Here is a 24,370-nt window from a genome sequence, read left to right on the forward strand (position 1 = left end):
ACCTACTCGGTCAGCTGCCGGCGGCGGCCTTCTTGATCGCCTCACGGATCCTGGCGTACGTGCCGCACCGGCAGACGTTCTCGATCCGGTCGATGTCCGCGTCCGTCGGCCGGGGTGTCTTCTTCAGCAGCGCGGCCGTGGCCATGATCTGGCCCGGCTGGCAGAAGCCGCACTGGGCGACGTCGCAGTCGAGCCAGGCCTGTTGGACGGGGTGGAGCCGGTCGCCGTCGGCCAGGCCCTCGATGGTGGTGACCGCACGGCCGGCGCAGTCGGCGACCGGGACGACGCAGGGCTGGATCTCGTCGCCGTCGAGATGGCTGGTGCAGGCACGGCAGGCGCCCACGCCACAGCCGTACTTGGGGCCGGTGACGTTCAGCAGGTCGCGCAGCACCCACAGCAGGGGCATGTCGGCGGGCGCCTCGACGGTGACCCGCTTGCCGTTGAGGGTGAAGGAGTAGGACGGCATCGGTACCTTCTCGGGTGGCTCAGAAGTTGAGGGGGAAACGGCGCGGCTTGGTGCCGGTCGCCCGTGCGTAGGCGTTGGCGACGGCGCCGGACGCGGCCGGGACGCCGAGTTCACCGGCGCCGCCCGGAGCGCGGCGGGAGGGCATGATGTGCGCCTCGAAGTGCTGCGGCGCGTGCTGCTGGCGGGCGTAGTGGAAGTCGGCGAAGCTGCTCTCCCGGACGGCGCCCCGGTCGATGTGCAGGCCGGCTCGCAGGATGGTGGAGATGCCGTCGACGGCCGTGCCCATGAGCTGGGCCTCCAGGCCACGCGGGTTGACTGCCGTACCTACGTCGGCCGCCATTACCACCTTGGTCACCCGTGGGTGCTTCGGGTCGACGGCGTCGATCTCGACCAGACAGGCCACACAGGAGTCGTACTCCTCGTGGACCGCGACACCCTGGGCGTGCCCCCTCGGCATGGTCCGGCCCCACTTCCCGGCGGTCGCGACCTTGTCCAGTACGGCCCTGACAGTCTTGCTCCGCAGTGTCGTACGGCGGAAGGCGACGGGGTCCTGACCGAGGCTGCGGGCGACCTCGTCGACGACGATCTCCTCGGCGGTGCGCACCGTGCCGGAGTCCACCGAGCGCCAGGCGCCGAGGGGCATGACCAGGTCGACCGAGCCCGACTTCCCGGAGAGACGGCCGAAGTTGTAGAGGCCGCTGTCGCTGGGGAGCGGTGCGGCGCGTACGGCCGAGTTCGCGCCGACTTGAGCGGGGCCCACGCCGCCCTGCGTGGACAGCCCCCGTTCCTCGAAGGACTCGCTGACCGAGGCCGTCGCGTGGGCGAAGGCGACCACCCTGCCGCGCGCATGGCTGGCCCGGATCCGGTGATGGGAGGCCGGGCGCATCCTGCCGTGCCGGATGTCGTCGGCCCGGCTCCACATGAGCTTGACCGGCCGGCCTGCCTGCTTGGAGATCAAGGCCGCCTCGACAGCGGCGTCATGGTTCAGCCGCCGCCCGAACGAGCCGCCGCCGCGCAGTACGTGGACCTGCACCTTCGACACCGGCAGGTCGAGCCGCGACGCAATGTCCTCCCGCGCGGATGTCGGGGTCTGGGCGGAGAACCAGATCTCGGCCCGCCCGGTGCGTACGTCCGCCACGGCAGTGAGGACCTCCATCGGCGCATGGCTGACGAAGGCGAACTCGAACTCGGCCTCGGTCTGCGCCGATCCGCGCGGCGGAGTCTCCAGCTTCGGGACCGCGGCTCGCAGCCGGGAGCGGATGCCGGAGTCGGAGAGGTTCGCCAGCGGGCCGGGCGCCCACTTGATCCGGAGCGCGTCCCTGGCCTGGAAGGCGTGGTGGAAGGTCTCCGCGACCACGGCCACACCGCCGTCGATCTGGACGACCGCATGGACACCGGGCATGGCGCGGGCCGCCCCGGAGTCGACCGAGAGGACCTTCCCGCCGATCGTCGGCGGCCGGGCCACGACTGTCGGCCTGGCTCCGGCCACCGTGAGGTCTCCGGTGTACTTCGCCTTGCCGGTGATGAGGTCGCGGGCGTCGATCCGGGTCGTCGGCCGCCCGATCAACCGGTGTTTCGACGCCGGCTTGGGATCGGTCGGCACGGCAGGCCGTGTGATCCGGGCAGCGCTCCTCGTCAGTGAGCCGAACGTGGCCGAGCGCCCGTCCGGTGCGAAGACTCTCGTGCCGCGGGTGCGCAGGGTCCGTGCGGGGACGTGCCAGCGGCGGGCGGCCGCGGTCACCAGCTTGGCACGTGCGGTGGCGGCCAAGTGCCGCGCCGGACCGTACAGCGAACTGACCGAACTGGATCCGCCGGTGAACTGGTTGCCCTCGTTGCGGGCATCCGCGAGCGGGATGTCGACGTCGGCGAGCCGGGCGTCCAGTTCCTCGGCGATCATCATCGCGACGGCGGTGGTGACCCCTTGGCCGACCTCGACGCGGGGCAGCCGTACGACGACCTTGTTGGCCGGAGTGACCTCCAGGACCAGCATCTCCGCGTCGGTACCGGTGACCAGGACGTCGGAGGGCCGGCGGTCGCCGTCCACGGTTCGCTCGGCGCCCTCCGCGGTCGCGGAGTCGCAGCCGAGCGGTGCCGCGACGGTCAGGGTGGTCGCCACGAGCGAATGGACCACGAACTGTCGACGGGACAACTGACGGGCCAACAGGCGCTCCTCTCCGCGAACCGGACTGGTTCGACCTGTATGAGGGGTCGGTGCACCGCGGGGTTGCGCCGGTTGGTCATTCCTTCGGACTACGGCGCGAGTTGTGAGAGGTCGGTGCTCCACTCGAGGTGCCGGATGAGCTCGTCGTCGCCCGGCCGGTCCGCACTCGCGCCCCGGGGGCCGGGGCCCGACGGGGTGGGGGCGCCGCGGGAGATGTTGCCGCTGACGGTGATGTTGTGTTCCACGCGGCGGCGGCGGAGTGTCTCGTACAGGGAGAGCGCGGCGTCGGTGTCCGGCGCGTCCCGCAGGGACTTGGCGAGGACGACGGCGTCCTCGAGTGCCATCGAGGCGCCCTGCCCGGTGGCGGGGGACGCCGCGTGCGCCGCATCGCCGATGATCAGGGTCCGGCCCGAACGCCAGGGTGTTCCGGTGGGCAGTTCGGTGGCGTTGGTGACCATGAGGTGGTCGGGGGTGGCCGCCACCAGGTCAGCGGCCGGGGTGGAGTCCTTGCGCAGCAGCGGCAGGAGCAGGTCGCGCCATTGGTCGGGGGTGCCCTGCGCGATGGTGTCGGCGGCCAAGGGCTCGTCGGTGACGCGGGCGAACCAGTACGTCTCCCCCTCCGGCGACACCGCGCACCCGAAGGCGACGGAGCTGCCGCGCACCATGGTGATGGTCTCGGGCCGGGCGGGTCCGGGTGCGACGCCGGTGTAGCCGTAGAAGACGTACTGCCCGGCGTAAGCCGGCCGCGCGTCCGGGGAGATGAGCCGGCGCACGGTGGAGTTGAGGCCGTCGGCCCCGATGAGCAGATCGCCGGCCGCCGTGGTGCCGTCGGCGAAGTGGGCGGTGACGCCCCCCGGACCCTCGACCACCGACATCAGGCGCGCGCCGTGCCGGATGTCGATGCCTCTGCGCTTGACCTCGGCCTGCAAGGCGGAGTTGAGATCGCCACGCCGCAGACAGCGGTACTGCAGGTGCGGGGTGCCGGCCTCGCCGAGCGGCACTTGGGCCAGCTCGGTGCCCGTGTCGTCCAGGACCCGCATCGAGGTCAGCGGGAAGCCGATCTCGGTCACCGCGGCCGAGGCGTCCACCTGGGCCAGGGCGCGCATGCCGTTGCTCGCGAGCGTGAGGAACGCGCCGATGTCCTCGGCGGAGTCGGGGTGCGCCTCGTACACGACGACGTCGAATCCGGCCTTGTCCAGTGCCAGAGCCGCGCCCGCGCCCGCGATTCCGCCCCCGATGACCAGCACCTGTGTCACGCCGCTCCCCCCACTCGTCCACACACGACCCCGTGAGTCGCCCGGGTACTTCATGGAACGTCCGGGCCCCGAGGTCGGTTCCCGCACCTCGGTGGTGGTCGGCGCCGCACCCACGGTGGCGGCATTCCCCATCCTGCTGTGGGCGCTGGTCATCGACGCTCTCGCCGTATTCCGGATGATTCCCGCCATCTCTCGCGAGGAGTGCAACCATTGACGCGAGCCGGGTGTCTCACCAGATATCAGACAGTTAGCCTCCCCGGGGGACGCAATGGTACAAAAACGAACGGCATGGGCGACAGCCGCGCTCATGGGCATCACCTTGGGAGTGGCGGCGGTTCCTGCCGACGCAGCCCCCGCCCGCACCACCCAGGCCACCACGGCCTGCCCCACCGGCTGGGGCAGCCAGGCCGAGACCCGCTCCGCCGCCACGACGGAGTCGGTGACGAACGTCCGGACGGGCCGGCACGCCTGCTTCGACCGCATGGTCGTCGACGTTCCCGGCGCGCGCAGCGGCGACCTCGGCTATTCCGTCAGGTACGTCAGCCGCCTCTACCAGGACGGTTCGGGCAACCACATCGCCGTCGGCGGCGGAGCCGTCCTCGAGGTGCGCGTGGCCGCACCGGCCTACGACCCCGAAACCGGCAAGCCCACCTATCCCGTGCGGGCCGGTCAGCGTCTGAAGGGCGTGGACCTCACGGGGTACCGCACCTTCAGGGACGGCCGCTTCGTCGGCAGCTTCGAAGGGGACACGCAGATCGGGCTCGGAGTCCGGGCGCGGCTGCCGTTCCGGGTGTGGGTGGCCGACAACCGGATCGTGGTCGACGTGGCGCACAACTGGACCGGGGCACGCTGAAGGCGGTCAGGGGCGGGGAGCGGTCAGAGCGCCCCGCCCCGGATGGCGGCGTCCCGCCCCTGATACTCCCGCAGCTTCCGGTAGAGGGTCGCCCGGGCGATGCCCAACGCCGCCGCGGCGCGCGCCTTGTTGCCGCCGTGGCGGCGCAGTGCCTCCAGGATCGCGGCGCGTTCGGCGAGCTCCATCGGACTGAGGTTCCGTCCCGCGGGTCCTTCCCGGACGGGATCGGGCAGTTCGCTCCGCCGCACCGGTCCGCCGATGCGCCGTTGCCGCGCCAACGCCCGCACGAGGTGGGCGAGTTCGGTGACGTTGCCGGGCCAGGGATGCCGTTCCAGCGCCCGCAGCGCGTCCAGCGACCAGGTCAGCGGCGGGCTGCCGGGGGCGGGCCCGGGAGCGAGGGCGGGCAGCAACTCCCGGATGTCCTCGGGGCGTTCCCGTAGCGCCGGCAGGGTCACCGAGCGGGCCGCGAGGGTGTCGAGGAGGCGCTGGAGGCAGGGGCCCGGTGAGGTTCCCGGCGTGTAGGTGACGACCAGGCGGGCGTCGGGACGCTCGTCCAGGAGCGAGTTGAGGGCGGCGACGTCGGACTGGGCGAGCCGTTCGGCGTGCCGCAGCAGCAGGGGCCCGTCACCGGCTCTCCCCCAGCTCCCCCAGCCGTCGGCCGGGGCGACCCCCATCTCGCCCCGCTCGTCATCCTTGAGGCCCGGTTCGGGTGATTCCGCGGCATCCACGACCAACGGGGCCGTGCCGTCGAGCAGTTCGAGGGCCAGCGTGGTCTTGCCGGCTCCCCGTTCGCCCACGACGAGCAGAGGTCCCGCGGTCCGGGCCAGGGCCGCCGCCTGCGCGACAGCGTGCCGCCACGGCACCGAGTTCCCGACCAACTCGCTCTCCGGGCGCGGCACAGACGCCGGCACCGGCTCCACGGAACGGGGCGCCAGCACGGCGATCAGGCCGGCAGCGCGCCCTTCATGCCGTACCGGAGTGATCTCGGCGCTGCACCCGGCGTCCTCGGGAAGCGAGACCTCGTACGGCTCCCCGGTCCCCCTCCCCCATGCCCGCGCGCCCCGCTCCAGCGCCTCCAGCACCTGCGGCGAGGCAAGGCGTGCCGCCGCCTCGCTGATCAGGCGGTTTCGGCCGTCCAGCGCGACGACGGCCCGTTCGCGACTCCGCGCGGCCCGCTCGTATGCGTCGAGCAGCGCCCGTTCCGCGGTACGCGCGCGTGCCCGCAGTTCGGCCTCCATCGCAGCGGCGGCCGCCTCGGCGAGGGCGGCGCCGGGGTGCGGTCGGCAGCCCGCGCACAGACCGGAGGCGACCGTGACCGTGCCGAGCACCTGATCCGAATCCGGGGACAGCAGTGGCACGCTGACCGCGGAGACGTCCTGCCACACGTCGAGGAAGTGCTCGGGGCCGTGCACCTCGGCCCGGCTCCGGGTGCGCAGGGCGAGGGCGGCGCTGTTGTGGCCGACCTCGCGTTCGGACAGGTCGCTGCACGTGTCGTCGCCGGGGGCGCTGCCGGTCGACCACAGCACCCTCAGCCGTTCGTCGGTGAGCACGAGGGCCGAGCGTCCGGCGTCGAGGGCCGGGGCGATCCGGGCGAGCACAGGGCGCGCCGCCTCCAGCAGGGGCGAGTCGACGGGGTGGGCCGACTCCCGTACCGGGCCGTCGAGATCGGGCCGTACGCCGAAGAACCGGGCGCGCCGCCAGGCGGCGACGACGTCGTCCGGCACGCCCGCCGGGAGCGGGCGCCCCGTCAGGAACCGTTCGCGGGCATGGCGCAGCGGGGCGAGGGCAGGAGGATGTTCCGCGGTGGTCATGGCGCTTCTCACCGTATCGGGGGCCATGCGCACGCGGCGACGGCGGGCTGTGCGGGCGGAGGTTGTCTCGTATTGAGACACCCATGAACGACCGCAGCGCTCCATGATCTTGAAAGGCATGGGTCCGTTCTCGTTCCCCGGCTCCTGCCCGGATCCGGGCTCGTGCCCTGGCTCATCTGCTTGCTCACCCCTGACTCGCCTCTGGAGCGTTCTGTCGTGCACACCGTTGTCGAGACCGACGTACTGATCGTGGGCAGCGGCCCGGCGGGCGCGTCGGCCGCGCTCGCGCTGAGCACCTACGGCGTGCGCAACATGGTCGTCACCCGGTACGCGAGCCTCGCCGACACGCCCCGGGCGCATATCACCAACCAGCGGACCATGGAGGTGCTGCGCGATCTGGGCGTCGAGCAGGAGGTCATGGCCAAGGCGACGCCCCAGCACCTGATGGGCAACACGACGTTCTGCACCAGCCTGGCCGGCCAGGAGCTCGGCCGGGTGCGCTCCTGGGGCAACGACCCGCTCGTGCAGGCGGCGCACGAGCTGGCCGGCCCGACGCGCATGTGCGACGTGCCGCAGCACCTGATGGAGCCGGTACTGGTGAACGCGGCGATCGCGCGCGGCACCGACCTCCGGTTCAGCACGGTCTACAAGTCCTTCGTCCAGGACGAGGCAGGCGTCACGGTCACCGTCGAGGACCGGCTGCGCGGCGACGAGTACACGATTCGCGCCCAGTACCTGATCGGCGCCGACGGCGGCCGGTCCAAGGTCGCCGAGGACGCCGGGCTGCCGATGGGCGGTCAGATGGGCGTCGCGGGCAGCATCAACATCGTCTTCGACGCGGACCTGAGCAAGTACACCGCGCACCGCCCCTCCACCCTGTACTGGGTCCTCGCGCCCGGCGCCACGGTCGGCGGCATCGGCGCGGGCCTGGTGCGCTGTGTACGGCCCTGGAACGAGTGGCTGATCGTGTGGGGCTACGACGTGACCGCCGGCGCCCCGGACCTCACCGAGGAATACGCCCTGTCCGTCGTACGCCAGCTGGTCGGCGACGACGAGATCCCGGTGACCATCAAGTCGTCCTCGGCCTGGACGGTCAACGAGATGTACGCGGAGACGTACGCCAACGGCCGGGTCTTCTGCGCCGGTGACGCCGTGCACCGCCACCCGCCGTCCAACGGGCTCGGCTCCAACACGTCCATCCAGGACTCCTACAACCTGGCCTGGAAGCTGAAGCTCGTCCTCGACGGCGTCGCCTCGCCACGGCTCCTCGACAGCTACGACGCCGAGCGCGCTCCGGTCGGCAGGCAGATCGTGACCCGCGCCAACAAGTCCATCGCCGAGACCGCCCCGATCTTCGAGGCGCTCGACGGGCTGTCGCCGCAGACGCCGGAGCAGTTGTGGGCCAACATCGCCGCCCGTCGGGACGCCACCGAGGCGGCGGCCGGGCAGCGGGCCGCGCTGCGCGAGGCGATCGCCTTCAAGGTGTACGAGTTCAACGCGCACGGCGTCGACCTCAACCAGCGCTACGCCTCCGACGCGGTCGTCCCCGACGGCACGCCCGACCCCGGCTTCACCCGGGATCCAGAACTGCACCACCAGCCCACCTCCCGCCCCGGCGCCAAGCTTCCGCACGCCTGGATCACCTCCGGCACCCGGACCGTGTCCACCCTCGACACCGTCGGCCAGGGCCGCTTCACCCTGCTCACCGGAATCGGCGGCGAGGCGTGGCTGCGGGCGGCCGAGGCGCAGCCCCTCGACATCGCCACGGTCGTCATCGGACCGGGCCGGGAGTTCGAGGACCCCTACGGCGACTGGGCCGGCCTGAACGAGATCTCGGACGCGGGTGCTCTCCTCGTACGTCCCGACGGGTATGTGGCCTTCCGGCACGCCGACGCGGCCGTGGACGCCGAGCGGTTGCTCACGGACGCGCTGCGGCGGATTCTCGGGCACGGTTGAGAGGGACGCCCGGGAAGCCGATGAAGGACAGGAAGCCGCAGGACGGAAAGCCACGGCACAAGAAGCCCGGGAAGGAGCCGACATGACCGGGGACACGCCGGACACGGTCACCGACGAGGTCGTCGCGAGTCTGCAGGGCACGGACGATCCGCGTCTGCGGGAGCTGCTGACCGGTCTGATCCGGCATCTGCACGCCTTCGCGCGGGAGTCGCGGCTGACGCAGGAGGAGTGGGAGCGGGCGGTCGGGTTCCTGACGGCGACCGGGCAGGCATGTACGCAGACCCGGCAGGAGTTCATCATGCTGTCGGACGTGCTCGGCCTGTCGATGCTCATCGAGACGATCAACGACCGGCACGGTCCCGGCGCCACCGAGTCGACGGTCCTCGGCCCGTTCCACATGACCGAGTCGCCGGTGCGCGCGCTCGGCGCGAACATCGACCTGGTCGGCGGCGGCGAGCCGTGCGTGGTCAGCGGCCGCGTGCTGTCCCGGGACGGCGGCCCCCTGCCCGGCGCGGTCGTCGACGTGTGGCAGGCCGACGGCAACGGCTTCTACGACGTGCAGCAGCCGGACGTACAGCCTCCGGGCAACGGCCGCGGCCTGTTCACCGCGGACGGCGAGGGATGGTTCCGGTTCCGTACGTGCGTGCCGAGCCCGTACCCGATCCCGACGGACGGACCGGTCGGCGCGCTGCTGCGGGCCACCGGACGGCACCCCTACCGGCCCGCGCACATCCACTTCATCGCCGCGGCCGACGGACACACCCCGGTGACCACGCACATCTTCGTGGCGGGCAGCGCCTACCTGGACTCGGACGCGGTGTTCGCCGTCAAGCCGGGCCTCGTCAACGACTTCGCCCCGGTCGACGACCCGTCCGCGGCACGGGAGTTCGGCATGCCGAACCCGTTCCGGCACGCCCGCGTCGACCTCGTACTGGAGCGGTCGTGAACGACGCCCTCGACTTCTCCTACGACGTCCTGCCCGTCCGGGTCGTCTTCCGGCCCGGCGCCGCCGTGTCCGCGACGCCGGGCGAGGCCGAGCGGCTGGGGCTGCGGCGGGTGCTGGTGGTGTGCGGGACGCGGGGCGCGGACACCGCGCGGGCGGTCGCCGACGCGCTCGGCCCGGCCTGCGTCGGTGTGCACGACCGGGCGCGGATGCACGTCCCCGTCGAGGTTGCCGACGTGGCCGTCCAGGCGGCTCGCGCGGCCGGCGCCGACGGGTGCGTCGCGGTGGGCGGCGGCTCGTCGATCGGGCTGGGCAAGGCGATCGCCCTGCGCACCGGACTGCCGCTGATCGCGGTGCCCTCGACGTACTCGGGCTCGGAGATGACCCCGGTCTGGGGCCTGACCGAGCACGGCGCCAAACGGACCGGCCGCGATCCGAAGGTGCTGCCCCGCAGTGTGGTCTACGACCCCGAGCTCACCCTCTCGCTGCCCGTACCCCTCTCCGTGACCAGCGGCATCAACGCGCTCGCGCACGCCGTCGAGGCCCTGTACGCCCCGGACACCTCGCCCCTCGTCGCGCTGATGGCCGAGGAGGGCGTACGGGCGATGGCGCGGGCACTCCCGGCGGTGGCCGAGGAGCCGACGTCGCCGGCCGCCCGCGGTCGCGCGCTGTACGGGGCCTGGCTGTGCGGGTCCTGTCTGGGCGCCACCACCATGGGCCTGCACCACAAGCTGTGCCATGTCCTGGGCGGCAGCTTCGGCCTCCCGCACGCCGAGACGCACACGGTCGTGCTGCCGTACGTCCTGGCCCACAACGCGCCCGCCGCCCCGGACGCGGCCGCAGCCGTGGCCCGCGCCCTGGGCGCGGCCGACGCACCGACGGCCCTGTGGGAACTGGCGGGACGTCTCGGCGCACCCCGCTCGCTCGCCGAACTGGGCCTCGCCGAAACCGACTTGGCGCAGGCCGCCGCGCAGACGGCCGGCTCGGCGTACGCCAACCCCCGCCCGGTCACCGCAGACGGTGTACTCGCCGTGCTGCGGGCGGCGTACGAGGGCGCGGCACCGGCCCCGGACGCCCCCTGACCCACCCCCCTCCCCCCACGCTCAAAGATCCCCCCACGACGGAAGAAAGGTGATCAGCATGCCCCTCGGTCTACTCAGGAGCCGAAACTCCCGAGGGAGTCGACGCCCACGAGGAGCACCGGGCGTCCCGATGCCCGTGCCGGCCGGTGCGGGGGTCGTGGGCCGTGAGGTCGTGGATCCGGTCGGGCTGCCGATGCGCGGCGCCGACGTGACCGTGACCGCGATGGACTCGCACGAGGTCGTGGCATCCGGTACGACGGACCCGTACGGCCTCTTCTTCGCCGCGCTCCCGCCGGGCCGCTACAGCCTCATGATCACAGCCGAGGGCCTGACACCGCACCGCGAGTCGCTGGACGTCGCCGCCGGTGTGCCGGAGCCCGCCGCGCGGGTCCGGCTGACGTCGGGCCGGCAGCTGGAACTGCCGACTGCGGGCACCTGGCTGTTCGACCCGCCGCACACCGCGATCCGGTTTATCGCCAAGCATGTCGGGATGGCCCATGTCCACGGCCGCTTCGAGCGGTTCACGGGCGGCATCCGGGTGGCGCCCGACATGGCCGATTCCCAGGTGTCGGTGCGCATCGAGGCGGCCAGCATCACCACGGGCAACAACACCCGGGACAACCATCTGCGTTCGGCCGACTTCCTGAACGTCGAGCGCTACCCGTACATCGATTTCAGGAGCACGCGATTCGCCTTCCGCGGCGGCACCAAGTGGACGCTGCAGGGGTCGCTCACCATGCACGGTGTGAGCCGCTCGGTGGAGCTGGACACCACCTACCTGGGGTCGGTCAACGGCGGCTACGGCGAGGAGCTGCGGTGTGCGGCGCTGGCCAGGGCGGAGCTGCACCGGGAGGACTTCACCCTGAACTGGCGCAGCATGCTGGCCCGCGGGATCGCGGTGGTCGGGCCGACGGTCCAACTGGAGCTGGACGTCCAGGCGATGTACCGCACGCACGACACGCCGACCCCTCCCGACTAGGCCAGGATGGCTGAGAGGTACCTCACGCCACGGTTACGAATTGCTCAACCTCTGGTTGCGACGCGGTGATCGGGTGACTATGGGGGCATGACACTGGCCCAGCGCGCCATGAAGCAACTGGAAGTCTGGCCCGATCTGAGCTCGGGCCCGGCCAGTTGCGGTGCAGGGCGGGCACTGCGCTCCGTCCACAGCGAGATCGTGCACTTCCACTCCGACCATGACGTGGACCTGCACCTGACGGTGTCGGCCATCCGACGTTTCCACGACGACCTCCAGGAGTCCACCGCGATCAGGCTGGTCCCCGGCTCGGGCTGGGTGACCGTACATCTCGACTGCGACACGGACGTCGATCTGCTGATGAGCCTGGTCAGCGCCGCGCTCAAGGCCCACCAGAACGTGCCGTCCCCTGCCGGGAAGCGTCCGGCAGGGGACGAGTGCAACTTCCGCCGAGTCACGGTGCTGCCCCGCCGCTAGTGCGGGCCCCAGCGCCTAGGAGTCGTCCTCCCCCGCCTCCAGCAGGCCCGCGGCCGCGCCGACGATCCGGGGGTCGGCGGTACCGACGACTTCCTCGTCCTTGTCGTGGTAGTCGAAGCGGGCCAGCACGCTGCGCATGGCCTCGACGCGCGCACGCTTCTTGTCGTTGCTCTTCACCACGGTCCAGGGCGTGTGCTCGGTGTCCGTCTCACGGAACATGGCGACCTTGGCGGCGGTGTAGTCGTCCCAGCGGTCCAGCGACGCCAGGTCCATCGGGCTGAGCTTCCACTGCCGTACGGGATCGACCTGGCGGATGGTGAACCGGGTGCGCTGCTCGCCCTGGGACACCGAGAACCAGAACTTGATCAGGTCGACGCCGTCGTCGACGAGCATGCGCTCGAAGGCCGGAGCCTGCCGCATGAAGCGCCGGTACTCGTCATCCGTGCAGAAGCCCATCACCCGTTCCACGCCGGCCCGGTTGTACCAGGACCGGTCGAACAGCACGATCTCGCCCGCGGTGGGCAGATGCTCGACGTACCGCTGGAAGTACCACTGCCCGCGCTCGCGCTCGGTCGGCTTCTCCAGCGCCACGACCCGGGCGCCGCGCGGGTTGAGGTGCTCCGTGAACCGCTTGATCGTGCCGCCCTTGCCGGCCGCGTCGCGCCCCTCGAAGACGATGACGAGCCGACGGCCGGTCTCCTTGATCCAGCTCTGCAGCTTCAGCAGTTCTATCTGCTGCAGCCGCTTGTGCCACTCGTACTCCGGGCGCTCCATGCGCTTGTCGTACGGGTAGTTCTCGCGCCACGTGTCCACCGGACTGCCGTCCGGCCGGATCAGCACGGGGTCGTCCTGGTCGGTGTAGTCGACGCGCAACCCTGACAGCAGTTCGGTGTCCATACACACCCATGAAAGCGAGCGCTTTCATACGGGCGGCGAACCCCAGGCAAAGACCGCGTAACTCCCGGGACGGATCACCGTGAGCCGGACTCGACCAGCCGGGCGAGGTTGGCCAGCGCCATCCGCGTGCCGGTCTCGTTGTCCGCGGCGGGCACCACGTCGGGGATCCCCTCGTGCACGACGAGGACGTCCGTGCCGCCGTCGGCGTCCGTGAGGGTGGTGGTCATCGTCATCGTGCCGCGCAGGGCGGGGTCGTCGGTCTCGAACTCGACCTCCTCGACGACCTGCTCGTCGGGCACGAGCCGCACGAAGTGGCCGTGGTAGGTGTCGGTGTGCGCGTCCGACTTCCCGGCGCCGGTCGGCAGGTCATAGGTGAGCGAGACCCGGAACGCCCCGCCTTCGCGTCCTTCGAACTCGTGCACATGCCCGCTCATGCCGTCCGGAACCCGCCACTTCCCGACGGCGTCCGCGTCCAGCAGCGCCCGATAGACGGCCGCGCGCGAGGCGTTCACATGCCGGGAGACCCGCGTCGAGTACATGGCCTCACGATAGCGGCGGGCATTCGGGTCGGAGGGACTCCCCATAGGCCAGTGCGCGCATCGCCGCCGCCGTCCGCGTGAACCCGTCCTCGCCCAGCAACGCCCGCGCCTCGGCGTTGAACCGGTCGACCTCCGGCTGCGCGGCGTCGAGTGCGGCGGCCCCGTCGTCGGTCAGCTCCAGTACCACGGCGCGGTGTTCCCGCGGATGCGCCCGCTTGACGACCAGACCGGCCGCGGTGAGCCGGCCGACCAGCCCGGTGATCGCGGACTCGCGAAGCCCGAGGGTGCGGGCCAGCGCCTGCTGGGTGACGCCAGGCTCGTCACGGACCGCGAACAGTGCGCCGAGCTGGGCCGTGGTGATACCTGCGGTGGCCAGCAGGCGCCGGTCGCTGGCGGTGCGCAGCTGATGCGCCGCCCGCTGGAGCAGGAAGAACAGACGCTGATCGGGCTCGGGCATGGACCGATGTTGACAGACGGGACGGGACGACGCCATCCTCACTTCACTAATGAAGTGACCTACGACGACGGTGGACGGTGGTCTCGTGGACAACACCCTCGATCTGCCCCTGGCCCGCAAGGTGCTGGCTGCCCAGCCCTTCAGCGTGCTGCTGGGTGCCAGACTGACGGCCTTCGGCGACGGCGAGGCGACACTCGAACTGGACATCCGTGAGGATCTGCTGCAGCAGCACGGCTTCGCCCACGGCGGTCTGCTCGGCTACGCGGCGGACAACGCGCTGTCGTTCGCTGCGGGCGCCGCGGTCGGCTTCGGTGTGATGACCGCCGGTTTCACCATCGACTTCCTGCGCCCCGCCAAGGGCGAGACCCTGCGCGCCCATGCCCGGGTGATCCGGGCCGGCCGTACGCGTGCGGTGTGCCGCTGCGAGCTGACGACGGTCGCCGCCGACGGCACCACGACCCTGTGCGCGGTGGCCCAGGGCAGCATCGCGGTCACCGAACCGACCCGGGACAGCGAGCGCGACGCCTGACGGCACCCCGGGGTTCAGCGCACGAGACAGGGCCGCTTCGCGTCGAAGGTCCAGCCGTCGATCAGGTACCGCATGCCGACGGCGTCGTCCCGGCCCGACAGCGCCTTCTCCTCGTGGAGCTCGTGTGCTGCCAGGAGTCGGTCCATGTCCAGGCGGATGCCGAGTCCGGGCGTGTCCGGCACGGCGACCTCGCCGCCGGCGATCCTCGGCGGCTCCACGGTGAGACGCTCCAGCCCCTCCTGCCAGATCCAGTGCGTGTCCAGGGCGTTGTACTCGCCGGGTGCGGCCGCTCCGCAGTGGGCCATCATCGCAAGCGAGATGTCGAAGTGGTTGTTGGAGTGGCAGCCCCAGGTCAGCCCCATCGCGTTGCACAACTGGGCGACGCGCACCGATCCCCGCATGGTCCAGAAGTGCGGGTCGGCGAGCGGGATGGACACCGACTGCAGGGCCAGGGCGTGGGTGAGCTGCCGCCAGTCCGTGGCGATCATGTTGGTCGCCGTGGGCAGCCCGGTGGCCCGGCGGAACTCCGCGAGGATCTCGCGCCCCGAGTAGCCGCCCTCGGCCCCGCAGGGGTCCTCGGCATAGGCGAGGGTGCCGAGGAGGGGACGGCACAGTTCGACCGCCTCGCGCAGTGACCAGGCGCCGTTGGGGTCGAGGGTGATCCGTGCCTCGGGGAAGCGGTGCTTGAGCGCGGTGACGGCCTTGACCTCCTCCGCGCCGGGCAGGACACCGCCCTTGAGCTTGAAGTCGCGGAACCCGTAGTGGTCGTAGGTGGCCTCGGCCTGCCGGACGATCGCCTCGGGGGTCAGCGCCTCCTCGTGCCGGATGCGGTACCAGTCGACGGCGGCGTCGGGTGCGCGGACGTGGTCCAGGTCGGTCCGGTCCGGGTCGCCGACGTAGAAGAGATAGCCGAGTACCCGTACGGAGTCGCGCTGTTGCCCGTCGCCGAGGAGGGCGGCGACCGGGACTTCGAGGTGCTGGCCGAGCAGGTCGAGGAGGGCCGACTCGACGGCGGTGACCGCGTGGACGGTGGTGCGCAGGTCGTAGGTCTGGGCGCCGCGGCCTCCCGTGTCGCGGTCGGCGAAGGTGGACCCGATGGCGCTCAGGACGCGCTTGTAGTCGCCCACGCGCGCTCCGACGACGAGGGGTTCGGCGTCGCGCAGGGTCCGGGTGATCTTCTCGCCGCCGGGCACCTCCCCGAGGCCCGTACGCCCTTCGGAGTCCTCGATGACGACGACGTTGCGGGTGAAGTACGGGGCGTGCGCGCCGGAGAGGTTGAGGAGCATCGAGTCGTGGCCGGCGACCGGATAGACGGAGAAGCTGGTGACGACGGGCTGGGTCATGACTGGCGGACGCCGTTCTCGTGAGGGTGGTGGGTCAGATGCCGAGGGCGTCGAGGACCTGTTCCAGGACCAGTACGCCACCCAGGCCGAGGAGTGCGAGCACCGTCGTGTACGTGGTGCGCGCCTTGATCGCGTCGAGGACGGACAGGTTGAAGTACTCCTTGAACATCCAGAATCCCGGGTCGTTGACGTGGGAGAAGGCGATCGACCCGCAGGAGACGGCGAGCACCATCACCTCGGGGTGGACACCGCTGCCCGCGAGCAGGGGCAGGGCCACACCGGAGGCGGTGACGACGGCGACGGTCGCGGAGCCGAGGGCGATGCGGAGGATGGCCGCGATCAGCCAGGCCAGGAGGATCGGGGAGATCGACCAGCCGTCGGTGGCGTCCTTGATGTAGTCGGATATGCCGCCCTCGACGAGGACGTTCTTGAAGGCGCCGCCCGCGCCGATGACGAGCAGGATCATCGCCATCGCCTGGGCGGCCTCCTTGCACGAGGCGCTGACCTCGCCCAGGCTGCGGCCGATGCGGGGGCCGAACGCCCAGATCGCCACGAGCAGGGTGAGCAGCAGGGCGATCGGCGCGGACCCGATGAAGGCGATGAAGTGCAGCAGGCCGTCGTCGCCGGAGGAGGCGAGGTCCGTGACGGCGGCACCGGCGATCAGGACCACGGGCAGCAGGGCGACGGACAGCGACCAGCCCATGCCGGGCATCTCGTCGTCCTCGAAGACCCGGTCGCTGACCAGGCCCTTGGGGATGGCGGGGTTCATCGCCCGGACGAAGGGGAGGCGCGGCCACAGCAGGGCGATGAACGCGCCGACCGGGACGGCGATGAACAGGCCGTAGAACAGGGTGAGTCCGACGGACGCGTGGAAGGTGGCGGCCACCGCGGTGGGGCCCGGGTGCGGCGGCAGGAAGCTGTGCATGGTGGACAGGGCGATCGACATGGGCAGCCCCACCCACAGCAGGTTGGCCCGAGTGACCCGGACGAGGGTGAAGGCGATCGGCACGATGATGACGAAGGCCACCTCGTAGAACATCGTGACGCCGATGAGCATGGCCGTCAGCACCATGGCCACCTGCACCCAGCGCGGCCCGCACACGTCGAGGAGCCGGCCGGCTATGCGCTGGGCGGCACCGGAGTCGCCCATCACCCGGCCGACCATGGCACCGAGCCCGATGGTGAGCATGGTGTCGCCGATCTGGTCGCCGATGCCCTCGGCGAGGACGTCCGGGATCTTCTCCAGCCCGATCCCCTGGACCAGGCCGACGCCCACCGCCACCAGGAGCAGGGCGGCGAAGCCGTTGAGCCTGAGTTTGGTCATCAGGACGAGCAGGACCAGGACGCTGATCCCGACCACCACGAGCGGCATATGTCAGTTCTCCTTTGAACGCCGGCCGCCTACGTTCACCCCGCTGAACGGGGTCCCCACATGAAGACGTCGTCTACATATGAAGACGGAGATTATGTTCATGGATGGTCAAGGTCAATGGGTCTGCGCCTGTTGATTCACTCGGGGGCCGGTGCGACCCGCCAGCCGCTCCAGCGCAGGACGGTGATCACCATCACCGGCCCCTCCGGCGGCCGCTCCCGGTAGTGGCGCGGGTACTTCTGCCGCAGCGACTCGACGGCGGCGGCGTACTCCTCACGCGCTGACCGGTCGGTGGCGTCGGGCGGCACGATCCGCGCCTCGCCGTCCGCCCGGACCCACCACAGGCGCTCCCAGTCGTCGTCGTACACGTCCGCCAGCAGGCAGACCGCCGGGTGCGCGGCAATGTTGTGCAGCCGCCTGAGCCGCTGCGACCGCTTCGGTTTGTGGTCGACGGCGGTGACGATCTCGTCGCCGCGCAGCGCGAACACGACCGGCACCAGATGCGGCCGGCCTTCCGGGTCGACCGTCGCCAGCCGTGCCACGGGCGCCCCCGCGAACCGGCTGCGCGCCTCGTCCCGCTCCATGTCCGGCATGTCGGCTCCCTCCGCCCCGGCGGTACACCGCACCCTGTGGCGGGTACCCCTATCCGTGTGGCCCTGAGCAGCCCGGACGGCATGAGCGGATCAGGTGGTGCCGATGGTCGGCGACACGGACGACGACATCCAGACCCGGCGGCGCGGCGGAAGCGGGCATCGGGCGGTGCCGCACCCGGGCGACGTACGGATCGAGGCCTGGGGAGTGAGCCGTGAGCGCTGCCTGGTGGAGGCGGCGCTCGGCCTGGTGGAGTGCTTCGCCGATGTGACGGCGGTACGCCCCACCTCGATGGAGCGGGTACGGCTCGACGAGGAGGACGACGAAGAGCTGCTGGCCGCCCTGCTCGACGAGGTCGTCCTCCGGCTCGACGTGGACGGCAGGGTCCCCGTCGACCTGGAGGCCGACACCGCGGACGGCGACCTCGACGTACGGCTCGCGCTCGCCGAGTTGGCGGACGTGCAGGCAACTGGCGCCTCCCCGAAGGACGCCTCCTGGCACGGGCTGCACATCGGGCCCGATCCGTACGGATGGTCGTGCGCGGTGACCGTGGACGTATGAGAGGCGCTCCCAGGAAGTGCGGGTCCCACGGCATCGCACCCCCCCGTACGGTTGAGGCATGAGCGGCGGCACGGTGACGCTGTTCGTCTGTGGTGACGTGATGCTCGGACGCGGCGTCGACCAGATCCTGGCCCGGCCCGGCGACCCGGCGCTGCGGGAGGGGTACGTCACGGACGCCCGCTCCTACGTGCGTATGGCGGAGACGGTGAACGGCCCGATCCCGGTGCCCGTCGATCCGTCGTGGCCGTGGGGCGAGGCGCTGCGGCTGCTGGAGTCGGGCGGTCCGGACGTGCGGATCGTCAATCTGGAGACGTCGGTCACGCGCAGCGACGCGTTCGAGCCCGGCAAGGCGGTCCACTACCGCATGCATCCCGCCAACCTGCCCGCCCTCACCGTCGCCCGGCCCGACGTGTGCGTCCTGGCCAACAACCATGTGCTGGACTTCGGCCGCGCGGGCTTGGAGGAGACCCTCGACGTGCTCCACGGAGCGGGGCTGCGCACGGCGGGCGCGGGACGGAGCGCCGACGAGGCGTACGCGCCCGTGGCGCTCCCGCTCCCCCACGGCGGCCGCGTGCTCGTCTTCGCCCTCGGCGTCAGCACCAGCGGCGTCCCCGCGGCCTGGGCGGCGACGGCGGACCGGCCCGGCGTTGCTCATGTGCCCGACCTGTCGGAGGCCGCGTCCGCCGAAGCGGTACGGCGCATCCGGCAGGTGAAGCGGGCCGGCGACATCGTGGTCGTCTCCGTGCACTGGGGATCCAACTGGGGCTACTCCGTCCCCCGCGACCAGCGTCGTTTCGCGCACGCCCTGGTGGACGGCGGCGCCGACGTCGTCCACGGCCACTCCTCGCACCACCCCCGCCCCGTCGAGGTCCACCGCGACCGGCTGATCCTGCACGGCTGCGGCGACTTCATCGACGACTACGAAGGCATCCCCGGCTACGAGCAGTACCGCGACGACCTGCGCCTCGCCTGCTTCGTCACGCTGGCGGCGGACACGGGCGAACTCACCGGCCTGCGCATGGTGCCCCTGCTCGCCCGCCGTATGCGTCTGGAGCCCGCCCCGCCCGAGGACCGCACCTGGCTGCACGCCACCCTCGACCGCATCAGTCACGGCGTCCGCCTCGCCCTCGATGCGGACGGCGCGCTCACTCTCCCCGCAGCGCCTCCAGCACATCGGCGTCGGTCAGCTGGCCGAAATCCTCGTACCACTCGCCGACCGAGCTGAACAGCTTCGGCTGGTGCAGACAGACGAAGTCGTCGACCAATCGGCGCAGTTCCTCGGCGGCCTCGGGTGGGCAGACCGGTACGGCGAGCACCAGATGCCCGGGATGCCGGTGGCGCAGGGCGCGCAGGGCGACGCGTGCGGTCGAGCCGGTCGCGACGCCGTCGTCGACGACCACAGCCGTACGGCCGCGCAGCTCGGGGGCCGGCCGGCCCTGCCGATAGCGCTCCTCGCGCCGCCGCAGCTCGTTCTGCTCCCGCTCCACCACCGGCGCCAGGTCGGCCTCGTTCAGCCCGAGCCGGAACAGCGTCTGCTCGTCGAAGAGCGGAGGCCCGTCGCCCGCGAGCGCGCCGACCCCGAACTCCTCGTGGAACGGGGCCCCGATCTTGCGTACGACGAGCACGTCCAGCGGGGCCCGCAGCACCCGGGAGATCTCGCGGGCGACCGCGACACCGCCTCGCGGCAGTGCGAGGACCACGGGATGCGGAAGGGTGCCCTTGTCCTGCCGGACACGCAGCTGCTCGGCCAGCTCACGCCCGGCCTCCGCGCGGTCACGGAACTGCATGGGCTTCCCCTTCCGCCGACCTCAGGCCTCCGAGGGCGGGGCCGGCCCGGCGTTCACCCGTTTGCCGTGTCGGACGTGTCGGACGTGTCGGTGCCGTTCCAGTCGTACGGCCCGCCGCCGCGCCACTCGATCAGGTCGGGGTCGTCGACAGCCCGGTCCTCGCCGGGCAGGCCGGCGCGGTGCACCAGGTCCATGACGTCGAACAGGCTGTATGCCGTGCCCGTCGGCTCGCCGCGGATCGTCACCTGACGCCCGCCGTCCGACGCCGGCGGCTGCACCACCACAAGGGGACGCGTGCTCATGCCACCACCATGCGCTCTGCGCGCCGGAAACGCAGCCCGGCCGTCACCGTTTGTAGAGCCCGATGAGTGTTCCGCTGGCCAGCTGCTGCTCGTCGAACACCCGGTGGGCCTCCACGGCCGAGGCCGCCTCCGGTACGGAAACGGGGCCCGGGAGGGCGTACAGGCGGAAGAAGTACCGGTGCGCGTCGTCGCCGACCGGGGGCAGGGGCCCGCCCCACCCCGATTCGCCGTAGCCGTTCGTGTGCGGGTGACTGCCGGGGGTCGTCCCGCCCGCCGGCAGCCCGTCCGCGTGCGGATCGATGCCGGTGACCAGCCAGTGGACGAAGGTCCCCGACGGCGCGTCCGGGTCCTCGCACAGCAGGGCCAGCTCCACCGCCTCGTCGGGCACTCCGGACCAGGCCAGTGGCGGGGAGAGGTTCTCCCCTTCCAGCGCGTGCCGCCGCGGGATCATCGCGTGGTCGTCGAACGCGGAGCTCTTGAGTTCGATGTCGGTCATGTGCGCCGCAGTACCCGTCGGCACGCGGACCACACGCGGCGCATCCGTTCGGGTGTGCCGGGCGGACGCCTGCCGGGTATCGCGCCGGTCAGGTCGTGGGGACGGCGGGCTCGGAACTCCCCGTCACCTCGCGCCAGGGGCGGGCCGCGCGATGGCGCCACAGTCCGCCGAGACGGTGGCAGACGGCGGCGGGCGGGATGAGGACGCTCGTCACTAGCATCGTGTCGACCTCGTACCGGGTGCGGGGTCCGGGAGCGATCCGCTTCCAGGCGAAACGGGCGGTACCAACGGTCCAGACACCTGCCGCGAGGCCCGCGGCCGCGGGCCTTCGGACCGCGAGGAGGGCGCAGGCGGCGACGCCCGCCGAGGTGACCGCCGCATGGGCGCGGATACGGCCGCGCGGCGACGCCGTCTTGTACCACCAGTCGGGGCCGTGCAGCCGGACCATGAGCGCGTCGTCGGCGTTGCCGCGCTCGTCGTGCAGGGAGTCCCACCGATCGGCGGGGCGCACGGGGTGGCGGGTGGCGCGCCGGCCTCGCCGGATGCCCCAGCCGGCGTCCAGGACGCGCAGTGCGAGGTCGGTGTCCTCGTGCTGGGCATGCCGGAACCGTTCGTCGAAGCCGCCGACCTCGCGGAGGACGTCGGTGCGATAGGCCATGTCGGAGGTGATCCACCGGGCCGTGGCGAGGCCCACGGTGCGGCGCTCGCAGTCCGTGGGGCGGCGCCCGCCGGGCAACGGCACCGTGATCACGCCCTGGACGCCCGCCGTGGTCGGCGGCGCCTCGGCCAGGTCCCGCACCGCCTGCTCGCACCAGTGCGGTCCCACCTGCACGTCGTCGTCCAGGAAGACGACCCAGTCGGCGCTGCGCACGCCCCGCAGACCGGCGTTGCGCGCGACCGCGGGACCGTGGCCGCGGCTGCGCACCACCTTGGTGCGGGACCGCAGGTCGCCGAGCACGTCGAGCGGATGGCCCAGGTCTCCGTGGTCCGGGACGGGACGGTCGTCGACGAGCACGATCTCGTCCGGCGGCGGTCCGGTCGCGGCGGCGAGCGCGCCCAGGCAGTCCGCGAGGGTGTCGCGCAACAGCGTCGGCACGACCACGGCGTAGGAGAGCGGTGGCGCTGCGGTGTCCCTGCCGTCCACCACCCGGCTCGGCCTCGTCATACGAGGGTCCTCCTCTGTCGGCATCGGCCACGTCCCCGGCTACGGCAGTGGTGTTCCGCCCGTCGCGTCGAGGATCTCGGCGGTGCCGAAGCCGGCCTCCTGGGAGGCGAGACAGACGTACGCCGGGGCCAGTTCGGCGGGTTGTGCCGGGCGGCCCGGCGGGCCCTGCTTTCCGAACTCGACCGTGTCGGGCATCGTCGCGGGGATCAGCGGCGTCCACACCGGTCCCGGCGCGATCGCCTTGCGGCCGGCGTGCTCGACGAGCCCGGACGTCTCGCGTGCCTCGTCCGCGAAGGCCGGCGCCACCGCCCGCCCGATGCCGGAGTCGCCGCCGGTGACGACGGCCTTGCGGTCGTCCAGCCGGCCGCTGCCGCGGTAGCTGTCCTCACCGCGATCGGGCGGCGGGTCCATCGGCCCGGTCCACCCGGGGTGGGGCTGGTCCTGTGCGGGAAGTCCGGGCTGCGGGTGCTGGGTGGCCGGGTGCTGCCGGCTGTGCTGCGGATCGGTCACGACGGCCTCCTGGCCGCTGGCGGGCTCGGACGACTGACCGGGTTCCCGCCGCGCAGCCGCCGAAAAGCGAGGTCAGCCGGTCAGCCCTCGTCCCGGTCCAGCAGTGCCTTGACGCCGTGGGCCGTCAGCGCGAGCTGCTCGGGGGTGCCGGCGTCGATGACGAGGGACAGGTTGTCGGAGGGCCAGCCGTGGGCGAGGGCACCGAGTTGCACGCTGCGGTGCCGGTGCATCCGGGGCAGGGCCTGCTCCATGCGTTCCTGGGTGGTGAAGACCGGCACCAGTTCGGTCCCGTCCTCCTGCTCGAACACCGGAAGCGTCAGCGCCTTGGGGGCCGGCCCCTCCGCGTCCGCAGCCGCCGGTACGAGTACTTCGCTGTGGGCCAGTGTGCTCAGCGCCGCCTCGTCCGCGCCGTTCTCGACGACCGTGCGCAGAGCCTGCTGTGCCGCGAAGGCGCCGCTCTCGAAGTGGGGGTCAGTCATGGTCCATCCCCTTGCCGTGTCGTGCCCGTCCGTCCGGTACGCGCCGCATGATGCGGGTACCCGCTCCACCATCCCTCATGTGTTCGCACGCCTCAGGTGCGCACCTCGTCCCTGCACGCCCCGCCCTCACCGCACTCCCCGGACGCTCACGTCGCGGACCGTGCGTCGTTTCACGGCCGGGTCGCCGGGAACCCGGCGACCGCGCCGAGCGCGAGGGAGGTGCGCCGTGCCGTTCCGCGACCGTACCCACGCCGGACAGGCACTCGCCCTGCGACTGGTCGAGTGGGCCGACTCCGGTGATCTGATCAATCTGCTCGTGCTGGCCCTGCCGGGCGGCGGTGTGCCCGTTGCCGCCGAAGTGGCCCGTGCCCTGCACGCCCCGCTGGACGTGCTGGTCACCCGTGAGATCAGCACGCCCATCCAGCCGGAGACGCCGATCGGGGCGGTCGTCGCCGACGATCCGCCGCTGTACGACCGGCAGAGCCTGGCCATGATGCATCTGTCCGAGGACCGGCTCGGCGATGTCGTCGCCCGCGAACGCAACGAGCTGCACCGCCTCGAACACGTCTACCGCGGCCGGCGCCCGCTCCCGTCCGTCGACGGCCGCACGATCATCCTCGTCGACGACGGCCTGGCCACCGGCCTCACCGCCACGGCGGCACTGCGCTTCCTGCGCCGCCACGGCCCGGCGCGCCTGATCATGGCGGTCCCCGTCGGCAATCCACGCACCCTGACCGCCCTGCGCGCCCGGTGCGACGACCTCGTGTGCCTGGAACAGCCGGCGTCCCTCCACGCGGTCGGCGAGTGGTACGAGGACTTCGGACAGCTCCCGGAGACAGAGATCGCGGACCTGGTGCACAGGTTCCGCGCCACGGCCTGACGCGCCCTGGCCCGACGTCATTCCGGGTCGATCAGCGCAAGACCCCGGTTCGGGCCGGTGGATCTTCGCCAGGGCCGCCGGGCTGTCGCGGACGATCACCTCCAGGGTCGGCCACACCCGGCCCTCCAGCAGATGGCCGCCCCGCGTCGTGCCGTCGACAGGCCCAGCACGGCGTGCAGGTGCGCGGTGGGTCCGTCCTCTCCGACCGCGATGTCTCCGAGGAGGGACAGGACCTCGCACTGCTCCTCGACGCCGATGCGGCGGTAGTCCTTGGCCGCGCGGTCGAACCACCCCACGACGGCCCGTGAGAAGGCCCCCACGGCCGTCACCTGCGATGCCCCGAGCCCCTGCTCCCGCGCGAAGCCGGTGATCTCGGCGAGGGCGCCCTCGCCGGGAGCCGGCACGAGGACGTAGACCGACGCCGGGGAGGCCTCCACCTGTTGCCACTTCATGCGCGTCGGGTACCCGCATTGCACGGTGC

The 24,370-nt window shown here is 72.0% G+C and carries 28 protein-coding genes; 11 read left to right on the forward strand and 17 right to left on the reverse strand.

Annotated features, from left to right (window positions below; all coding sequences use genetic code 11):
- Nucleotides 1-10: 10 nt before the first annotated feature.
- The 3 genes from ACZ7M7_RS18340 to ACZ7M7_RS18350 all read right to left on the reverse strand — a co-directional run bounded on the left by ACZ7M7_RS18340 (nt 11) and on the right by ACZ7M7_RS18350 (nt 3,883).
- Nucleotides 11-466 carry a (2Fe-2S)-binding protein gene (locus tag ACZ7M7_RS18340; protein ID WP_383612753.1) on the reverse strand — a complete coding sequence of 152 codons (456 nt, stop codon included), beginning with the start codon at nt 464-466 and terminating at the stop codon, nt 11-13.
- Between the two features lie 19 nt (nt 467-485).
- Complete coding sequence (locus tag ACZ7M7_RS18345; RefSeq protein WP_472118046.1) at nt 486-2,597, reverse strand: xanthine dehydrogenase family protein molybdopterin-binding subunit; 2,112 nt, start codon at nt 2,595-2,597, stop codon at nt 486-488.
- Between the two features lie 119 nt (nt 2,598-2,716).
- Nucleotides 2,717-3,883, reverse strand: a complete 1,167-nt coding sequence (locus ACZ7M7_RS18350; protein WP_472117853.1) for an FAD-dependent oxidoreductase — start codon at nt 3,881-3,883, stop codon at nt 2,717-2,719.
- A gap of 52 nt (nt 3,884-3,935) precedes the next feature.
- Between ACZ7M7_RS18350 and ACZ7M7_RS18355 the strand changes: the two genes are divergently transcribed.
- The gene (locus ACZ7M7_RS18355) at nt 3,936-4,097 is read left to right on the forward strand and encodes a hypothetical protein (RefSeq protein WP_451168765.1); all 162 of its coding nucleotides are present in this window, start codon (nt 3,936-3,938) and stop codon (nt 4,095-4,097) included.
- 54 nt (nt 4,098-4,151) lie between these two features.
- Nucleotides 4,152-4,736 (forward strand): AMIN-like domain-containing (lipo)protein, encoded by a 585-nt coding sequence (locus ACZ7M7_RS18360; protein WP_451168766.1) that lies wholly within the window; start codon nt 4,152-4,154, stop codon nt 4,734-4,736.
- A gap of 23 nt (nt 4,737-4,759) precedes the next feature.
- On the opposite strand, the gene ACZ7M7_RS18365 is transcribed toward ACZ7M7_RS18360, so the two are convergent.
- Entirely contained in the window at nt 4,760-6,547 is a 1,788-nt protein-coding gene (locus ACZ7M7_RS18365) for a helix-turn-helix domain-containing protein (RefSeq protein ID WP_472117857.1), read from the reverse strand.
- Nucleotides 6,548-6,763: 216 nt separating this feature from the next.
- Between ACZ7M7_RS18365 and ACZ7M7_RS18370 the strand changes: the two genes are divergently transcribed.
- From ACZ7M7_RS18370 to ACZ7M7_RS18390, 5 genes are all read left to right on the forward strand, one after another.
- On the forward strand, nt 6,764-8,503 hold the full coding sequence (locus tag ACZ7M7_RS18370; protein WP_472117859.1) for an FAD-dependent oxidoreductase: 1,740 nt from the start codon (nt 6,764-6,766) through the stop codon (nt 8,501-8,503).
- An 82-nt stretch (nt 8,504-8,585) separates the two neighbouring features.
- Nucleotides 8,586-9,449: a dioxygenase family protein gene (locus ACZ7M7_RS18375; protein ID WP_472117862.1), complete on the forward strand. Its 864-nt coding sequence runs from the start codon at nt 8,586-8,588 to the stop codon at nt 9,447-9,449.
- Nucleotides 9,446-10,528, forward strand: coding sequence for a maleylacetate reductase (locus ACZ7M7_RS18380; protein ID WP_472117865.1), 1,083 nt, complete (start codon nt 9,446-9,448; stop codon nt 10,526-10,528). The genes ACZ7M7_RS18375 and ACZ7M7_RS18380 overlap by 4 nt, the downstream gene beginning before the upstream one ends.
- A 58-nt stretch (nt 10,529-10,586) precedes the next feature.
- A complete protein-coding gene (locus ACZ7M7_RS18385; RefSeq protein WP_472117868.1) occupies nt 10,587-11,507 on the forward strand; it encodes a YceI family protein in 921 nt (306 codons plus the stop codon).
- An 87-nt stretch (nt 11,508-11,594) separates the two neighbouring features.
- A complete protein-coding gene (locus tag ACZ7M7_RS18390) occupies nt 11,595-11,981 on the forward strand; it encodes a luciferase domain-containing protein (RefSeq protein WP_383612731.1) in 387 nt (128 codons plus the stop codon).
- A 15-nt stretch (nt 11,982-11,996) separates the two neighbouring features.
- Here the strand turns inward: ACZ7M7_RS18390 and ppk2 are convergent, their stop codons facing one another.
- The 3 genes from ppk2 to ACZ7M7_RS18405 all read right to left on the reverse strand — a co-directional run bounded on the left by ppk2 (nt 11,997) and on the right by ACZ7M7_RS18405 (nt 13,874).
- A complete protein-coding gene (ppk2, locus tag ACZ7M7_RS18395; protein ID WP_451168772.1) occupies nt 11,997-12,878 on the reverse strand; it encodes a polyphosphate kinase 2 in 882 nt (293 codons plus the stop codon).
- 74 nt (nt 12,879-12,952) lie between these two features.
- A complete protein-coding gene (locus ACZ7M7_RS18400) occupies nt 12,953-13,417 on the reverse strand; it encodes an SRPBCC domain-containing protein (protein WP_383632606.1) in 465 nt (154 codons plus the stop codon).
- A gap of 4 nt (nt 13,418-13,421) precedes the next feature.
- Nucleotides 13,422-13,874 carry a MarR family winged helix-turn-helix transcriptional regulator gene (locus ACZ7M7_RS18405; protein WP_472117871.1) on the reverse strand — a complete coding sequence of 151 codons (453 nt, stop codon included), beginning with the start codon at nt 13,872-13,874 and terminating at the stop codon, nt 13,422-13,424.
- Between the two features lie 85 nt (nt 13,875-13,959).
- Here ACZ7M7_RS18405 and ACZ7M7_RS18410 point away from each other — a divergent pair, with 85 nt between their 5' ends.
- Nucleotides 13,960-14,403, forward strand: a complete 444-nt coding sequence (locus tag ACZ7M7_RS18410; protein WP_472117874.1) for a PaaI family thioesterase — start codon at nt 13,960-13,962, stop codon at nt 14,401-14,403.
- Nucleotides 14,404-14,417: 14 nt separating this feature from the next.
- Here the strand turns inward: ACZ7M7_RS18410 and ACZ7M7_RS18415 are convergent, their stop codons facing one another.
- From ACZ7M7_RS18415 to ACZ7M7_RS18425, 3 genes are all read right to left on the reverse strand, one after another.
- A complete protein-coding gene (locus ACZ7M7_RS18415) occupies nt 14,418-15,746 on the reverse strand; it encodes an enolase C-terminal domain-like protein (RefSeq protein WP_472117877.1) in 1,329 nt (442 codons plus the stop codon).
- A 34-nt stretch (nt 15,747-15,780) separates the two neighbouring features.
- Complete coding sequence (locus ACZ7M7_RS18420) at nt 15,781-17,118, reverse strand: gluconate:H+ symporter (RefSeq protein ID WP_472117880.1); 1,338 nt, start codon at nt 17,116-17,118, stop codon at nt 15,781-15,783.
- A 137-nt stretch (nt 17,119-17,255) separates the two neighbouring features.
- The gene (locus tag ACZ7M7_RS18425; RefSeq protein WP_472117883.1) at nt 17,256-17,711 is read right to left on the reverse strand and encodes a TIGR03668 family PPOX class F420-dependent oxidoreductase; all 456 of its coding nucleotides are present in this window, start codon (nt 17,709-17,711) and stop codon (nt 17,256-17,258) included.
- Between the two features lie 103 nt (nt 17,712-17,814).
- Here ACZ7M7_RS18425 and ACZ7M7_RS18430 point away from each other — a divergent pair, with 103 nt between their 5' ends.
- Nucleotides 17,815-18,270, forward strand: a complete 456-nt coding sequence (locus tag ACZ7M7_RS18430; protein ID WP_472117886.1) for an archease — start codon at nt 17,815-17,817, stop codon at nt 18,268-18,270.
- A 58-nt stretch (nt 18,271-18,328) separates the two neighbouring features.
- Nucleotides 18,329-19,495, forward strand: coding sequence for a CapA family protein (locus ACZ7M7_RS18435; protein ID WP_472117889.1), 1,167 nt, complete (start codon nt 18,329-18,331; stop codon nt 19,493-19,495).
- Here ACZ7M7_RS18435 and ACZ7M7_RS18440 read toward each other — a convergent pair.
- From ACZ7M7_RS18440 to ACZ7M7_RS18465, 6 genes are all read right to left on the reverse strand, one after another.
- Nucleotides 19,416-20,057, reverse strand: coding sequence for a phosphoribosyltransferase (locus ACZ7M7_RS18440; RefSeq protein ID WP_472117892.1), 642 nt, complete (start codon nt 20,055-20,057; stop codon nt 19,416-19,418). The two genes, ACZ7M7_RS18435 and ACZ7M7_RS18440, sit on opposite strands and share 80 nt — an antisense overlap.
- 53 nt (nt 20,058-20,110) lie before the next feature.
- Nucleotides 20,111-20,359, reverse strand: coding sequence for a hypothetical protein (locus ACZ7M7_RS18445; protein ID WP_383612699.1), 249 nt, complete (start codon nt 20,357-20,359; stop codon nt 20,111-20,113).
- A gap of 43 nt (nt 20,360-20,402) precedes the next feature.
- A complete protein-coding gene (locus ACZ7M7_RS18450; protein WP_383612696.1) occupies nt 20,403-20,855 on the reverse strand; it encodes a YbhB/YbcL family Raf kinase inhibitor-like protein in 453 nt (150 codons plus the stop codon).
- Between the two features lie 88 nt (nt 20,856-20,943).
- Complete coding sequence (locus ACZ7M7_RS18455; RefSeq protein ID WP_472117896.1) at nt 20,944-22,020, reverse strand: glycosyltransferase family 2 protein; 1,077 nt, start codon at nt 22,018-22,020, stop codon at nt 20,944-20,946.
- A gap of 39 nt (nt 22,021-22,059) precedes the next feature.
- Nucleotides 22,060-22,530: a Rossmann-fold NAD(P)-binding domain-containing protein gene (locus ACZ7M7_RS18460; protein ID WP_472117899.1), complete on the reverse strand. Its 471-nt coding sequence runs from the start codon at nt 22,528-22,530 to the stop codon at nt 22,060-22,062.
- An 80-nt stretch (nt 22,531-22,610) separates the two neighbouring features.
- The gene (locus ACZ7M7_RS18465) at nt 22,611-23,009 is read right to left on the reverse strand and encodes an SseB family protein (RefSeq protein WP_383612687.1); all 399 of its coding nucleotides are present in this window, start codon (nt 23,007-23,009) and stop codon (nt 22,611-22,613) included.
- A 226-nt stretch (nt 23,010-23,235) separates the two neighbouring features.
- On the opposite strand from ACZ7M7_RS18465, the gene ACZ7M7_RS18470 reads away from it, so the two are divergent.
- Nucleotides 23,236-23,889, forward strand: a complete 654-nt coding sequence (locus ACZ7M7_RS18470) for a phosphoribosyltransferase (RefSeq protein WP_472117902.1) — start codon at nt 23,236-23,238, stop codon at nt 23,887-23,889.
- Between the two features lie 95 nt (nt 23,890-23,984).
- On the opposite strand, the gene ACZ7M7_RS18475 is transcribed toward ACZ7M7_RS18470, so the two are convergent.
- Nucleotides 23,985-24,341, reverse strand: coding sequence for a PPC domain-containing DNA-binding protein (locus ACZ7M7_RS18475; RefSeq protein ID WP_472117905.1), 357 nt, complete (start codon nt 24,339-24,341; stop codon nt 23,985-23,987).
- Nucleotides 24,342-24,370 lie beyond the last annotated feature (29 nt).

This window comes from Streptomyces sp. NPDC111606 (assembly GCF_055656945.1).

Coding starts and splice junctions, on each gene's coding strand:
- ACZ7M7_RS18375 (WP_472117862.1), top strand. CDS start 8,586: ATGACCGGGGACACGCCGGACACGGTCACCGACGAGGTCGTCGCGAGT.
- ACZ7M7_RS18400 (WP_383632606.1), bottom strand. CDS start 13,417: ATGTACTCGACGCGGGTCTCCCGGCATGTGAACGCCTCGCGCGCGGCC.
- ACZ7M7_RS18415 (WP_472117877.1), bottom strand. CDS start 15,746: ATGACCCAGCCCGTCGTCACCAGCTTCTCCGTCTATCCGGTCGCCGGC.
- ACZ7M7_RS18465 (WP_383612687.1), bottom strand. CDS start 23,009: ATGACTGACCCCCACTTCGAGAGCGGCGCCTTCGCGGCACAGCAGGCT.
- ACZ7M7_RS18430 (WP_472117886.1), top strand. CDS start 17,815: ATGGTCGGCGACACGGACGACGACATCCAGACCCGGCGGCGCGGCGGA.
- ACZ7M7_RS18390 (WP_383612731.1), top strand. CDS start 11,595: ATGACACTGGCCCAGCGCGCCATGAAGCAACTGGAAGTCTGGCCCGAT.
- ACZ7M7_RS18405 (WP_472117871.1), bottom strand. CDS start 13,874: ATGCCCGAGCCCGATCAGCGTCTGTTCTTCCTGCTCCAGCGGGCGGCG.
- ACZ7M7_RS18445 (WP_383612699.1), bottom strand. CDS start 20,359: ATGAGCACGCGTCCCCTTGTGGTGGTGCAGCCGCCGGCGTCGGACGGC.
- ACZ7M7_RS18355 (WP_451168765.1), top strand. CDS start 3,936: ATGGAACGTCCGGGCCCCGAGGTCGGTTCCCGCACCTCGGTGGTGGTC.
- ACZ7M7_RS18385 (WP_472117868.1), top strand. CDS start 10,587: ATGCCCCTCGGTCTACTCAGGAGCCGAAACTCCCGAGGGAGTCGACGC.
- ppk2 (WP_451168772.1), bottom strand. CDS start 12,878: ATGGACACCGAACTGCTGTCAGGGTTGCGCGTCGACTACACCGACCAG.
- ACZ7M7_RS18340 (WP_383612753.1), bottom strand. CDS start 466: ATGCCGTCCTACTCCTTCACCCTCAACGGCAAGCGGGTCACCGTCGAG.
- ACZ7M7_RS18440 (WP_472117892.1), bottom strand. CDS start 20,057: ATGCAGTTCCGTGACCGCGCGGAGGCCGGGCGTGAGCTGGCCGAGCAG.
- ACZ7M7_RS18425 (WP_472117883.1), bottom strand. CDS start 17,711: ATGCCGGACATGGAGCGGGACGAGGCGCGCAGCCGGTTCGCGGGGGCG.
- ACZ7M7_RS18450 (WP_383612696.1), bottom strand. CDS start 20,855: ATGACCGACATCGAACTCAAGAGCTCCGCGTTCGACGACCACGCGATG.
- ACZ7M7_RS18420 (WP_472117880.1), bottom strand. CDS start 17,118: ATGCCGCTCGTGGTGGTCGGGATCAGCGTCCTGGTCCTGCTCGTCCTG.
- ACZ7M7_RS18360 (WP_451168766.1), top strand. CDS start 4,152: ATGGTACAAAAACGAACGGCATGGGCGACAGCCGCGCTCATGGGCATC.
- ACZ7M7_RS18365 (WP_472117857.1), bottom strand. CDS start 6,547: ATGACCACCGCGGAACATCCTCCTGCCCTCGCCCCGCTGCGCCATGCC.
- ACZ7M7_RS18435 (WP_472117889.1), top strand. CDS start 18,329: ATGAGCGGCGGCACGGTGACGCTGTTCGTCTGTGGTGACGTGATGCTC.
- ACZ7M7_RS18475 (WP_472117905.1), bottom strand. CDS start 24,341: ATGAAGTGGCAACAGGTGGAGGCCTCCCCGGCGTCGGTCTACGTCCTC.
- ACZ7M7_RS18455 (WP_472117896.1), bottom strand. CDS start 22,020: ATGACGAGGCCGAGCCGGGTGGTGGACGGCAGGGACACCGCAGCGCCA.